The 13,580-nt window shown below is 39.9% G+C and carries 14 protein-coding genes; 4 read left to right on the top strand and 10 right to left on the bottom strand.

Annotated features, from left to right (window positions below; genetic code table 11):
* Nucleotides 1-50: 50 nt before the first annotated feature.
* The 7 genes from E0E32_RS01290 to E0E32_RS01260 form a co-directional block, all read right to left on the bottom strand.
* Nucleotides 51-809: an SDR family oxidoreductase gene (locus tag E0E32_RS01290; RefSeq protein ID WP_130858728.1), complete on the bottom strand. Its 759-nt coding sequence runs from the start codon at nucleotides 807-809 to the stop codon at nucleotides 51-53.
* A 90-nt stretch (nucleotides 810-899) separates the two neighbouring features.
* A complete protein-coding gene (locus E0E32_RS01285; RefSeq protein ID WP_130858727.1) occupies nucleotides 900-1,922 on the bottom strand; it encodes an NADH:flavin oxidoreductase/NADH oxidase in 1,023 nt (340 codons plus the stop codon).
* Between the two features lie 80 nt (nucleotides 1,923-2,002).
* Nucleotides 2,003-2,653 carry a phosphatase PAP2 family protein gene (locus E0E32_RS01280; RefSeq protein WP_130858726.1) on the bottom strand — a complete coding sequence of 217 codons (651 nt, stop codon included), beginning with the start codon at nucleotides 2,651-2,653 and terminating at the stop codon, nucleotides 2,003-2,005.
* Between the two features lie 51 nt (nucleotides 2,654-2,704).
* Nucleotides 2,705-3,394, bottom strand: a complete 690-nt coding sequence (locus E0E32_RS01275; RefSeq protein ID WP_066186975.1) for a response regulator transcription factor — start codon at nucleotides 3,392-3,394, stop codon at nucleotides 2,705-2,707.
* Complete coding sequence (locus E0E32_RS01270) at nucleotides 3,372-4,382, bottom strand: sensor histidine kinase (protein WP_286171613.1); 1,011 nt, start codon at nucleotides 4,380-4,382, stop codon at nucleotides 3,372-3,374. Before E0E32_RS01270 ends, E0E32_RS01275 begins: the two co-directional genes overlap by 23 nt.
* A gap of 146 nt (nucleotides 4,383-4,528) precedes the next feature.
* Nucleotides 4,529-4,723: a DUF5957 family protein gene (locus E0E32_RS01265; RefSeq protein WP_130858724.1), complete on the bottom strand. Its 195-nt coding sequence runs from the start codon at nucleotides 4,721-4,723 to the stop codon at nucleotides 4,529-4,531.
* A 2-nt stretch (nucleotides 4,724-4,725) separates the two neighbouring features.
* Nucleotides 4,726-5,109, bottom strand: a complete 384-nt coding sequence (locus E0E32_RS01260; RefSeq protein WP_130858723.1) for a DUF6220 domain-containing protein — start codon at nucleotides 5,107-5,109, stop codon at nucleotides 4,726-4,728.
* 239 nt (nucleotides 5,110-5,348) lie between these two features.
* Here E0E32_RS01260 and E0E32_RS01255 point away from each other — a divergent pair, with 239 nt between their 5' ends.
* Complete coding sequence (locus E0E32_RS01255) at nucleotides 5,349-5,843, top strand: GbsR/MarR family transcriptional regulator (protein WP_066186966.1); 495 nt, start codon at nucleotides 5,349-5,351, stop codon at nucleotides 5,841-5,843.
* Between the two features lie 223 nt (nucleotides 5,844-6,066).
* Here E0E32_RS01255 and E0E32_RS01250 read toward each other — a convergent pair whose 3' ends face one another.
* From E0E32_RS01250 to E0E32_RS01240, 3 genes are all read right to left on the bottom strand, one after another.
* Entirely contained in the window at nucleotides 6,067-7,038 is a 972-nt protein-coding gene (locus E0E32_RS01250) for a hypothetical protein (protein WP_130858722.1), read from the bottom strand.
* A 79-nt stretch (nucleotides 7,039-7,117) separates the two neighbouring features.
* On the bottom strand, nucleotides 7,118-9,784 hold the full coding sequence (locus tag E0E32_RS01245) for a YhgE/Pip domain-containing protein (protein ID WP_130858721.1): 2,667 nt from the start codon (nucleotides 9,782-9,784) through the stop codon (nucleotides 7,118-7,120).
* A 42-nt stretch (nucleotides 9,785-9,826) separates the two neighbouring features.
* The gene (locus E0E32_RS01240) at nucleotides 9,827-10,393 is read right to left on the bottom strand and encodes a TetR/AcrR family transcriptional regulator (RefSeq protein ID WP_130858720.1); all 567 of its coding nucleotides are present in this window, start codon (nucleotides 10,391-10,393) and stop codon (nucleotides 9,827-9,829) included.
* A 310-nt stretch (nucleotides 10,394-10,703) separates the two neighbouring features.
* Here E0E32_RS01240 and E0E32_RS01235 point away from each other — a divergent pair, with 310 nt between their 5' ends.
* The 3 genes from E0E32_RS01235 (at nucleotide 10,704) to E0E32_RS01225 (ending at nucleotide 13,076) form a co-directional block, all read left to right on the top strand.
* On the top strand, nucleotides 10,704-11,546 hold the full coding sequence (locus tag E0E32_RS01235; protein WP_066186954.1) for an aldo/keto reductase: 843 nt from the start codon (nucleotides 10,704-10,706) through the stop codon (nucleotides 11,544-11,546).
* A gap of 119 nt (nucleotides 11,547-11,665) precedes the next feature.
* Nucleotides 11,666-12,400, top strand: a complete 735-nt coding sequence (locus tag E0E32_RS01230; protein WP_130858838.1) for a GTP pyrophosphokinase — start codon at nucleotides 11,666-11,668, stop codon at nucleotides 12,398-12,400.
* A gap of 100 nt (nucleotides 12,401-12,500) precedes the next feature.
* Nucleotides 12,501-13,076, top strand: coding sequence for a GNAT family N-acetyltransferase (locus E0E32_RS01225; RefSeq protein ID WP_130858719.1), 576 nt, complete (start codon nucleotides 12,501-12,503; stop codon nucleotides 13,074-13,076).
* Nucleotides 13,077-13,580 lie beyond the last annotated feature (504 nt).

Genomic DNA, 13,580 nt, shown 5'->3' with positions numbered 1-13,580 from the left:
ATTGGTGGCACTAATAAGTATGAGAAAACTTCACTGAATGAAGTTTTCCTTTATTTTCCCATAAATCCACCGTTTGCCTCGATAACTTGTCCGGTTAACCAATCCGCTTCTTCTTTGATCAATAAAGAAAGAATATTCGCTGCATCAATTGGTTGCCCAATTCGTCCTGCTGGAAATAGCGGCAATAATTGTTGCTGCAGCGATGCAGTAATCCAGCCTGTATCCGTTGGCCCAGGATCTAGCGCATTAACGGTAATTCCAAGTGGAGCTAAATTAACAGCTAAAGGTGGTGTAATGGCTTTTAACATTCCCTTTGTGGCAATATAAGCCAAGTTATTTGGATCCGGTCCGCCAGACACCATGAAAATAATTCTTCCATGGTTTCCACCTGGAAATGCTTGTTCGAAATTCTTTGCAAATAACGTACTCAATAAGATTGTCGACTTATTATTTACTTGATAATGCCTATCCAACAGTTCCCCTGATAAATTGTGCAGATTGGCAGGGGCTTCAAAAGTAGCATTATTAATTAAGATACTTGGGTCCCCTAATGTACGCTTTACCTCCTCGATGATTTGGTTAGGTGCGTTAGATTCAGTCAAATCCACTTCCAAATCCGATACACGCCTGCCATAGTTCTTCAATTCATTTGTTAATTGTTGAGGGTAATTCTTTTCCTCTGCGTATATATCGGCTGAAGTCAAATGAGTAAAAAAGATATCGAGCCCTTCCGCGGCTAACTTATGACAAATAACAGCGCCGATACCATTTGGTCGGCTAACACCAGTTATCATGGCAATTTGTTTCATTTATCCCTCGCCTCGCTTTCCCTTCACCTATTGTAATGTAAAGCCTAGAAAAAGAAAAGATGTCACCAATCATGATGACATCTTTTACAGTTAAGCAAAGCCACGGGCATATTGCTTTGGAATTTCGATTTCTTGCTGGAGCTTTCGGGCAGCATGTATCGCCCAATACGGATCACGCAGTAGACCGCGGCCAATCGCAACCAAGTCGGCATCGGCATTACCGATAACCGCATTAGCCAAAGCTGAATCGTCTAACGAACCAACCGCAATGGTAGGAACGTCTAACGCATCACGCATCGCCCGAGCAAAAGGTAGCATATAGCCTTGATGTGTACCTGGGTGGCGAGTAGGTGAAATCGCTCCCTCGCCTCCAGCACTAATATGAAACATATCTACACCGGCCTCTTGATAAGCTATCGCCTTTTCCACGCCATCTTCCAAAGTATAACCTTCCTCTACAAACTCGGTCGCAGAAATTCTCATGAGAAGTGGCATACCCTCAGGCATTTCTTCTTTGACGGCTTGAATAACCTCCGAACCAAAACGCGTATATTCTTGATACTCATCTGTACGCTTATTCGTATAAGGAGAATGGAACTGATGAATCAAATAACCATGCGCCCCATGTAATTCAATTGCGTCAAAACCTGCTTCGACTGCACGACGAGCCGATTGTTTGAATTTCTCTACCATATCCTTTACTTCTGTGGTAGTAAGCGCCCTAGGCTGTTTGGATGTTTCATTATATGCAATCGCAGAAGGCGCAACAGGGTGTTCTGTATCCTCTGCTTTTCTTCCGGCATGGGCAATCTGAATGGCTATTTTACTACCTTGCTGATGTGCGGCATCGGTTATCCGACGATAAGCAGGAATCTGATCATCTGACCATAGACCGAGACATTGGTTAGAGATACGTCCAGCTGGTTCTACATTCGTCATTTCGACAATGACCAGACCGGTTCCACCGACTGCACGTGATACATAATGGGTATAGTGCCAATCATTTGGTGTACCATCCTGTTTCTCTACAGAATATTGACACATGGGTGCCATCACGACACGGTTTTTCAAGTTTAAATCTTTTATTTGAAATGGTTGAAATAGTTCTGACAAGTTGTTTCCTCCTTGCTTACTTTTTGTTCGTTACTTTTACAAGTATAGCAAGATTCCACGAGAAATTCACTTGTAACAACTTAACCAATCGATTTCTTCCGGGCAAGAAAATGCTCCAGCACAGCGATACAAATAAATACCCAAACCGTACTTAAGGCGATACCCGCCATAATATCCGTAACGTAATGCACCTGCAAAACCACTCTGCTGCAGGCAATAACTAAAGCAAGCAACAAGAACGAAACAACAGCTAGCCACTTCACCCTCTGATTGGAAATATATTTCCACACAATAAAACTTAGCATCCCATATAACGCCAGCGAACCTGCCGAATGACCACTAGGAAAGCTATAACCGGTCCCATCAAACTGTGCCAATATTTCTGGACGCTCTCGTTCAAATATTCTTTTGAAACCCTTGACCCAAAGGCTGATACCGAGCATATTTATACATAAAAACACGCTATACCAATTACTAAGCTTGCTAAACAGTAATAGTACAGTCACGACGACTGTGACCACCGTCAAAAACCAGACAGACCCTGCATGTGTAATCCATGACATCAATGAATAGAGAAGGTCACCACTGATATTATCGGCTTTTTCAAAAAAGTAATGGTCTAGTCTAAACTCAGCCCCCTGCATAATCCCCGTTGCTAATCCGAAAAAGAAGATCAAGGCAACAAGTGCGATCAAACCTAAGTATTTTATTTTGTTTGGAAGCTCCTTCACAACATGCACCTCCCTCCCTATTATTACCCGGTAATCATATTAACAAAAACGCTATTCTTTGCGGAAGCGGTAACCTACACCCCAAACCGTTTCGATAAACGAAGGATGAGAAGGATCTTTTTCAATCTTTTCTCTAATTTTACGAATATGTACCGTAACGGTTGTATTATCACCAATCGCATCCCATCCCCAAATTTGTTCAAATAGCTGATCTTTGGTGAATACTTGATTGGGATGGGTTAATAAAAAAACGAGCAAATCATATTCCTTTGCTGTCATGATTAATTCTTGCTCTCCTAAGTAGACCCGTCGTGCTTGAGTATCAATTAACATATTCCCTGTTTCAAGCAGATCCTTCTTGGATCCTTGTTGTGTTAAACGCTGATATCTAGCTAAATGCGCCTTTACCCTCGCCACCAATTCATTTGGGTTGAATGGTTTCACAATATAATCATCAGCGCCTCGATCAAATCCCTTTATCTTATCAATATCCTCTTTACGTGCCGTTACCATAAGAATGGGTATATCCAGGGTTGCACGCAGCTTCTGACATATTTCAAAACCATTGACCTCTGGCAGCATTAGGTCCAGTAAAATTAGGTCATACTCTTCCTGCCTAGCAAGACGTAATCCTTCCTGACCAGTAAGAGCAATCCTTGTCTCAAGCCCTGCCACCTCCAAATAGTCCGCTTGTAGTTCGGCAATACTTTGTTCATCTTCAATGATCAATACTTGTTTCATGTTGTTCACCTGCTTTAATAGAGAAATAAATGGTTGTCCCAAGATTCATTTCACTCTTGGCATAAACTTCACCGCCATGAGCCTCTACAATTTTTTTTACAATAGCCAACCCGAGACCACTTCCACCCGTCTCCGAATTGCGGGAATAATCACTGCGATAAAAGGGGTCAAATATACCAGGAAGTGCCCCCTGCGCTATACCTATTCCATTATCAGTAATCGCTATTTTGATCTCGTCCTGCACCTGTTCTACAAAAATAGCTATATGAAGCGGAAGAGCGCCTTTGTACTTCCAACCATTATGCAGAATGTTGCTTACCACACGATAAAGCTGTTCCCGATCACCAGATACCAAATCTGTTATCCTCCCTGTTTGATAATCAAATATAATTTCTGGATATTGGAAGCTCCATTCCTCGATAATATCACGAAGAAAATGATCAATGTCGATAGAAGAATACTGGAGGGGGACCTGCTCCACATCTAACTTAGAAAATAAAAACAATTCATCAATCATTCGTTCTAACTCATTTGTCTTCTGACTAATTGTTTTCATATATCGATTCAGTTTCTCTGGCGTATTCGCCACACCATCTGATACCCCTTGTACATACCCCTTAATCGAAGTAACCGGTGTCCGTAAATCATGAGAAATACTTGAGATTAACTCCCGACGATTTTGCTCATACATCGTTTCCTTTTCCTGTGCGTCCTTGAGACTCTTCCGCATTGCCTCAAAACTTGTCGCCAAATCGCCTAACTCGCCTTTATAGTTTGTATCGACTGCCTGATTTAAATTTCCTGCCTTGATTTGATTAGCTGCCTCCCCTAACTGTTGAACCGGTCCAATAATCGTACGTGATACCAGATAAGTTAACCCGGCATTAGTCAGAATAATCACCAGTAACATCAAGAGGAAACGATAATTGACAAAGGCACGCAATGAGTTTTCTTCCATCTCTTGATTCGGAAAGACAAAAAACATCATCCCTAGGACTATTTCTATCAGAAAAAAACAAAGAATAGGAACTATTATCATACCCAAATTAGAAAGCAATAACTTCTTCTTAATCGTCATTTCTATCACCCACTTAGAATTCCATTATAGTGGAAATAGAACGGATAAGCCAATCGTTATCCGTTCTTCCTTCTGCTATCTACTATAGGAACAAGCACGGCACAAATCATTGCCATATAATATGGTAAAAACTTGATTCCAAGTGGCACACCGAATACTGTCATACCTATAATTCCAATCAAACTAGATAAAGCGATGCCTACGATAAACCCACCAACTATACCTATAATAATTGCTAACATTGTTCTCATGACTATATCCTCCTTCCATAAGAATAAATTTGCTGTACCATCAACAGCGTTGTGCCGATAAACAGTAACACACCAACTATCGGGTGCAGTGCTGCAAACCAAGGCATTTTCCCTGCTATATTTGCCGTGAAATACATTAAGAAAATCAACACCATGAAATCAAGCACTTGTAAGTATACTCGCTTCTTCATTTTGCCCAACCAAGCAAACACAAGTAAAATAAGTGGCAGGTTAAAGCCAAATAGGTGAATCAGCATTGTGTGATTCCTCCACTGCGCTGGGTCAGCAAACACCGCTAGACCAGCCAGTATGAATTGGGCAAATACCACCATTAAAAATAAACCCAGTAAAATGATAAAGGTCATTTCCGCTATTTTTATTCTCACTTTCATTCTCCTTTCTTCGCTAATTTTTAGTCTAATGGTTAAATCTGAACGATTTCTTAGCAAACTATTAAATTTTTCTTAAATAATGGCGGCCTTCTCTTTTTTAAGATTGAATATATACACACTCTCTGCAATTTGTTACGTTTATAAAGTTTTAACATATATTTCACTTTAAAATTATTTTCATGTAGTATAAAATAAAGGGAACGATAGAGTAAGAAAGGAGGCTGTCATAAACCATGGCATACAACGAAGAGGATCACAGCTTAGAAAGATTCAACAATCAGGTTATTTCTGAGTTTTCTAAAACTTTGGAAATGTTCTCGCTAAATAAAACAGAAGCACAATTATTTGTCACTCTTTTCTTAAACGGGGAACCTATGACCTTGGATGAAATGAAAGATAACTTAGGAAAAAGCAAGACAGCAATGAGTTATGCTATCCGTCGGCTACAAGAATTTAATTTAGTCGAAAGAGTATGGCAAAAAGGGATGCGTAAAGACCTTTATCAAGCTCGAAAGGATTTATATAGAAAATTTATGAAAACCTATGTTAATCGCTGGTTAGATTCTTTAAATAAACAAATTAATAACTTAGCCGATATACAAGCGGATTTAGATATTGAATCAGGTGAGCATAAACAATTGATGGAACAAAAGATTCAAGAAGCCATCTCATTTCATCAGTCTTTAGAGGGTGTATTCTCAAAAATCAAACAAAATGACATTCTATAAGAGGTTGTTCGTAAAGTCTAATCAGATAAACCGGGCACCCTCCACGCCCGGCTCTTTATTATTTAATCTAAGTAGATACTGACTACGGAGCTCGTTCCAAGTTAACCTCTTTACAAAAATCCTATTACTCAGAATGATATGCTTTTCTACCATATAAAAAAGTCACTTTTCTTTTACACACAGAAAAGTGACCTTTTAGATTCTCTATCTATTCTCTTGATCTTTACATACTTTCCTCGACAGAGCCATTTTGTCTATCGACAACATACCAACCAAGCGTAGCGGTATGACTGTCGTTCTCATTCTCTACCACTTCAAAAACATGTACTACATAGGTGTCATTCTCCTCATCGGTGTGATCCACTACAACATGTAGTTCACTGTCATCGGGAATATTCAAGTACTCTTTCACAAGATTTTGAGCATTTTCTTCAGATATAGTGCTACCATCCTCGATTTGTGCACTATCGTCCTCCGTCACATGTTCTTGTTCATTCTGATTGATTGATTCATCATTATCTTGATCAGAACGGTCTGTTTGCTCTTCATCATCTGTCACTGTTTCATCCGTTGCAGGCTCATCCGAGTGGTTTGCCTCATATGAATTAGAATCCTCACTATCAGAACCCTCAGCACTTTGGTTGCTATTATCTTCAGGTTGCTCCACAGTTGTTGATTCATCCTCTACATCTTGCTGGTAAAAATCACTGATCCGCCATTTATCCTCTTCCCAGCTGATCGCATAGGTAACCTGAATCAAGTCATTAGAAGACGCCGTTTGTTCCTGTGTTAATGCATATTCTTCCTCTGTGATTTGCTCCAAGCTATACTCCAATTCCTCATCTAGCCAGACTGGTTGTTCCAATGGATCCGTAGACACGATATCGTCTTCTTTCTGAAAAAAATCGGATATAACGGTATCGGCATATTTTTCTGTTAAGACAGTTAGCAATTCCTCTTTTATGGTCTCTGTGGAAGAATAGTTTGTCAGTTGCCCATCTTCTTCGGCATCGGATATGACATCACGATACATCATTTGATACTCTGTTAGTACCCCAGATGCTTCTTCCTCTGTTAATTCTGGTGTTTCTGCTTCCTTTACTGGTTGATTTACCCCTGCTTTGTTATCATCTTTTGAACAAGCTATTAACACAGCAGAAAGTAATAGCACCCATACCGCTATTTTCGATTTCATCCTTCTCCCCCTCAAGCTTTTCTTTACTTCTATCATACACTTTTCCATTATCAAAACCAATAGCTTAAGGAAAAAGGACTTATTCAATTAAGCGACTTTCTTTTGATTTCTCCGTCGTTTTCTCCATTCGGTTGGATAATAATGGTTTTAATACTACCCCAATGACAAGAGCAATCACTAGAAAAATGCCTAACATCATTACATTATACCAAGCAATCTCCGGCACTAGTCCTGCCACTGCCTCTCGCATTAAATCAATCGCATAAGAGAATGGCATATACGGATGCAATGCCTGGAAAAATGGCGGAGCAACTTCAATCGGAAACGTGCCTCCACCGCTGGATATCTGTAATACTAATAATACGATCATCAGTGCCTTACCGATATTGCCTAATATTGAGGCAAAAGTATAGACAATCACCATAAACACGATAGCGATCAACACACTAAATAGGATAAAATAACCCGTTTCCTGTGTGTATACATTCAGGATCGTAATGTCGCCAATACTAACAATCAAAGCCTGTAAGATCGCAATAATCAAGAACAAAATCATTCTGCCAAAGTAAATCTGGCGCGAGGTGTAATCTTCTCTGTAGTCCTGCTTGTGTAGACCTGTAGCCAGCAAATTGGATAAAAGCAACGCTCCGACCCATAAGGCCAATGTCGTATAAAAAGGTGCGTTAGCAGAACCATAGTTTGGCACAGGAAAGATATCATCCTCCACTAATTCTACTGGATTGGCAAAAAAGTCATTTTCATCAGCCAAGTCATTTCTTAACAGCGCAATCAGCTGGTTCAATTGATCCTTATTTTCTATCTCATGCATCTTATCGGAAGCTTCAGATACCTGACTTTGTAATTCTGGCAACCTGTCCCTGCTGAATGACGCTAATTCATGAATAGCTGACTCCACCGTTGGCAGATTTTCCTCGATTTTATCCACCGTGTCTAAATAAGATTGTTCTATTCCTGGCAAATCTTGTTCAATAAAATCGGCCAATTTGTTTACCTTTTGTTCTACGGTTGGCAGATCATTCTCCATAAACTGTTGAAAAGTACCTATCGAATCGACTAACACCGGAAAGGTTTGTTGGACTTCCTGATTGATTTCCTGCCAGCGATCCTTTATTGCCGGCATATCTTCTCTCAGCTGGTTAATATCTTGATCTGCTTGCTCCAGCACGCCATCAGCATTGGATAGCAACGATTGTAACACGTCATGAATTTCATGCAGCTGATCCATATTAAAATCGGCAGAAGCAACTGTTTCTTTCATTTGATTAAACGCTCCATTTAAACTGCTTTCCCCATTTGTCTCCAGCCAGCTGGTAAGAGAATTGGTGTGCTGCTGCGTTGTTTCAATATCCGCTTGTAACGCCGTCTTCAGCGACTCGTCTAGTGTCTCCAGCCCGACCAATTGATTAACATGTTGTTCCATCGATTCGAAACTGGATTGAGCAGCCTCGATCTCGTTAATAAAACCAGCGATTTGTTCATCACCTGATAGATCATATAATCGCTGATATATTTGCGCATTACTTTGTAAATAAACAATGTGCTGGGTAATCTCCTGCTGACTCTGCTGCACAGCTTGTTGATGTTCCCTTACGCTCTCATCAGCTTCTATATTCTGCATGGTTGTCTGTAAGTCTGACATCGTTTTATCCATGCGTACCAATTGACTTTGAAAAGACTGAATAAATGGTGCGGCAGTTAAATCTGCCTCACCAATCACTTGTTGAAATTCCGCTATATTTTCTTCAATGGAGGAGGCTTGCTCGTTCACATTATCCAGTTGATTGCCGATACCCTCCATCTGTTCTCGAGTGTCTGCAATATGCTGTTGTGATTGATCGAGGAACTCTTCTGCTTCATCAAACATAGAGCCAATCTGATTAAAGCCATCAACCGCCTTTTCTAACGTTGGAATATTTTCCTCCACTTCAGCAATCGGACCACTTAACTCATAAATTCTCGGAATCTGCTCCTGTAGTGCCAGGATTTGATCTGCCCCCTCATGAATCTGTGGCAAGTAATCTTGAATAGCCATAAAGCGATCGATTTGTTCCTCAATATTACCCCAATCCTGCTCTACTCCTTCAATAAAATGACCGATATTAACAATCTCCGGCATTCGGTCATCTAATTCAAAAAGAGAATGTTCGATGCGTCGGATCGTTGGTAATTCCTCTTCGATTCGGATACCCAGGTTATCGAACTCCCGGAATAGTGTATTCGATGTCTCTTCCACAAATTGATCGTTAATCATATTCACAATCGTAGAGGCACCTGCCGAGGTCATTTTAGGTGCTATCGCATTCTTTTTCTGATTGACCTGATAGCGTACCGAAGTTTGGACAGGTTCTCCATCTACAATTTTCACTAATTGCTCCGAAAAATCAGAACCTACAAAAATACCAGCATAATAATCTCCTTGACGAATCCCTTCCTCAGCTTGTTCTTCATCGGCAAACACCCAGCCAAGACTTTCATTTTCCTTTAGATTATTTACCAGTTCTTGTCCTAAATTAACCTCTTCCCCTTCTAACTCTGCTCCAGCGTCCTCATTTACAATAACTACTTTAATATCTTCGGTGTTGGCATATGGATCCCATGATGCTCCTAAATTAAACCATGCATATAAGGAAGGCAGAATAGCTAGCCCCAATAAAAGTAACGCAACCAGCGGCACACGCCTAAGATTGCGTAAATCTTGCACAAATATTCTCCACACATTTTTCATCTCTCAATTCCCTCCGTAAAATTCCGAAACTCCTATTAGCTATTATGGTTGTAACCCCTCAATAAAATACAACCGAATTAAAGCAGCCGCTCTTTCACGCGATATCGGCGAATGGTGCTTTTGCCAATCATGAATGAGATTGATATACATTTTATACATCAAGAAGGCCGTGATCTCTGGATCACACGAGCGAATTTCCTCTTTTTCGATTGCTAGCCTGACTTTGTCAGCAATATAAACACAAATTTCTTGTTCAAAAGAATCCAATACCTCTTTAACAATCGGCGTGCCAAAATCATTTAGCTCCAATGAGAGCTTTACCATTAGATCATGTTGTTCTCTGAATTGCAGAATCGCATATAATGCAGTATCAAAACGCTCAACAAACCCTTCACTTGCTTGAATATGCTGATCTGCCACCATGCGCATCTCTACCGCCAAAGATCTGACAATTTCCTTCAACAATTTTTCCTTATTACTAAAGTACAGATATACCGTTCCTTTTCCCACTTGAGCGATCTTTGCTACCTGCTCCATCGTCGTTGCCTTATAACCATATTGGGAGAAGGATTGGGCAGCAGCATTGATAATTTGTTGTTGTTTATCCATGTCATCTCCTCTTTCTTATGACTATAAGACTAAAACAGTCATTTGTTTAATTTAACACGTTTTTGCAAATCTTGCAATGATTCGATCTGGATCTATACAAGTTGAAGGAAATCATGTCTCATGGATCGGATAGGTGCTCTTGATCTATTCACACGAATGGATCAAACGAGGGATTATCAGGAAATAATGCGAGCAAGACTTTCCTGTCACACGTTTTTGTTACATTTATAAGTTCAACTTATATAGTGTTTTAACAAGAGGATAAGGTGGTATATGGAAAAGAGATATAATACAAAGGAGGATGTCTATCATGCAAGAAGTTATACCGACAAGAACGTTAAGAGATGGGCTAGATATACCAGTAATCGGCTTTGGTACAGGAGGACTCAAAGGAATGGACGGCGCCCAAGCGATTACAAGTGCTATTCATAATGGCTATCGCTTGCTGGATACTGCTTACAATTATGAAAATGAAGGAACGGTTGGCGCAGCTATTAAGCAAAGTAATATTTCTCGGACAGAATTATTGATTACCTCCAAGTTACCCGGCCGCTTTCATGGATATGATGATGCCGTACACGCTATCCAAGAATCGCTTTTCCGTGCTGACTTGGATTATTTTGATCTTTACTTGATCCATTGGCCAAATCCTAAACAAGACAAGTTTATTGGGGCTTGGCAGGCATTAATCGACGCCAAAAAATGGGGATTGATTCGTTCCATCGGAGTCAGTAACTTCCTTCCTGAACATATCGAGCGTCTGGAAAAAGAGACAGGTGTCTTACCAAGCATTAATCAGATAGAGTTGCACCCATTCTTTAATCAGGCAGATCAGCGTCAATGGCACGAAGAACATGACATAGCGACAGAAGCTTGGAGCCCATTATACCGGGCACAAGATATCACAAATAATTCTGTTTTACAGCAAATTGCTGATAAGTATCAAAAGTCTGTTGGGCAAGTGATTTTACGTTGGCATTATCAGATTGGCACGATAACCATTCCAAAATCCACTTCCCCACAAAGACAAATTGATAATCGATCGATATTTGATTTCGCTTTAGACTATGAAGATATGGAAGCTATTGCTGAACTCTCTAGCGATAACGGTCGAATAAACGACCAAGACCCAGCTGTTTATGAGGAATTTTAAATAAAAAAAGGAGACACAGTGTAATATATTTTACCGTTTTTACTCATTCTTTTCTTTGACTTCCTGCTGTTACTCCTTAATAATAGACATAACATCTATTATAAAGGAGTTACCTAATGATGGACTATCAATCCATAGAACTAGAAGACATTAAACATTGGAAAAAAGAGTTATTACGTTTTATTATGGCTTATGATTTCGCCATCAAAGAACTAACAACCAAAATTAATATACTAGAAGACGAGTTTCAGCATATTCACGATTACAACCCAATCGAACATGTCAAATCAAGGGTAAAATCACCAGAAAGTATTTTATTTAAAATCAAGAAAAAGGGACTACCTATGGATTTGCCAACTATTCGCGAGAATATTCGCGATATCGCTGGCATTCGCATTAACTGTTCCTTTGTTTCCGATATTTATCAAGTAGCGGATATGCTGGTTCAGCAAAAGGATATCACGCTAATTGAACAAAAAGATTACATTCAACATCCAAAATACAATGGCTATAAGAGTCTCCATCTGATTATTAAAATCCCCATTTTCATGTCTGACAGGGTGGAGGATGTGTATACAGAGATTCAGATTAGAACGATTGCCATGGATTTTTGGGCAAGCCTGGAGCATAAAATATATTATAAATATAATAAGGCGATCCCACAGGCATTGAAAGACGACCTAAGAGATGCTGCCCTATCTGCATGGGAACTGGATCAGCGTATGGAACGTATTAACGCAGAAGTAAATCAAATTAAAGAGGAAGAGCATATACGCCATAAGCAAGCGGAAGAAGAACTCGTCTTTCCTCCCGAGTTCCTCAAGCTATTAACCGAAGAAAAACAAGATGACTAACCAAAACAAGCCCTATGGCCACACTATCTATGTGGCAAGGGCTTGTTGCTTTTTTTCATAAAGCATGATAGTGTATTTAAAAATATAGGAGGGATGTTTATTGCAGACGGAAGATATTTATCGTAACATGCCACAGTTAGCGACAGAACGATTGTTATTAAGAAAAATCACAATGGGTGACCTGGAAGATATCCATGCCTATGGTTCCAATCCCAACGTGGCAAAGTATGTGAGCTGGCCAAGACATCAATCACTTGCAGATACAAAAGAATTTCTGGAAATGACATTATATCAATATGAGAATGCCTTGATCGCACCTTGGGGAATAGAGCATAAAGAAGACCATAAGCTCATAGGTACGGTTGGTTTTGTCAGTTGGAATCCTGATCAATACATGGCAGAGATTGGTTATGCCTTAGCGGAGGATTATTGGAATAGTGGACTAGTAACAGAAGCTACGGAGCGCATACTAGCTTTTGGCTTTGAAGAAATGCAGCTAGAACGAATTCAAGCCAAATGTATTGCCGCCAATATCGGATCTGCTCGTGTGATGGAAAAAGCCGGTATGACCTTTGAAGGTACCATGCGAAAAGCTATTTATCATGATAACCAACATTGGGATGCCAAACTATACGCTATTATAAACAAAGATTTTCATCTTACAAAGACTATTTAACCTATTCTATCTTTAAAAACAAAGAAGTGTCGCTGAAGACGTGTCCAAGTATAGGAACAAGACGAAAGCAAAGTTTACTTGAATCGCTTGTTAACTTATGCCCTGTGTTTTACTGTCTTATCAGTACTCCAATTCGTTCAAGTTAAAACTTTTTCAAATCCTATTATATCAAGAACTATCTATTTCTTACTTTTTTTAAAAAACCGGGTCACCCGCCCGCCCTTTATTACTACCCGAAATTAGATATGAACTGCCGATTAGACGGATTATGTTAAGTATTTAATTCAATTATTCCATGTAGTAAAGTTGATTGTTTGTCAGTGCTAGGAAACGCTCCGAAAATAGGTTCCGCTTTCCGCGAGCTTGGCTCAGCCTCCTCGTCAGCAAAGATCGCTTCCTGCGGGGTCTTCACACTGCGCTTTTCTCGCAGGAGTCTCCACCTATTTCCTCCGCTGGGTAGTAGCACTACAATCGAATGACTGCTAGAATGAAGTGTTCCAGACA

The organism is Gracilibacillus phocaeensis (assembly GCF_900626275.1).
Lineage (GTDB): Bacteria > Bacillota > Bacilli > Bacillales > Amphibacillaceae > Gracilibacillus > Gracilibacillus timonensis.
Note: the sequence above shows the minus strand (reverse complement) of the source record. Positions and strands in the feature narration are given on the sequence as shown.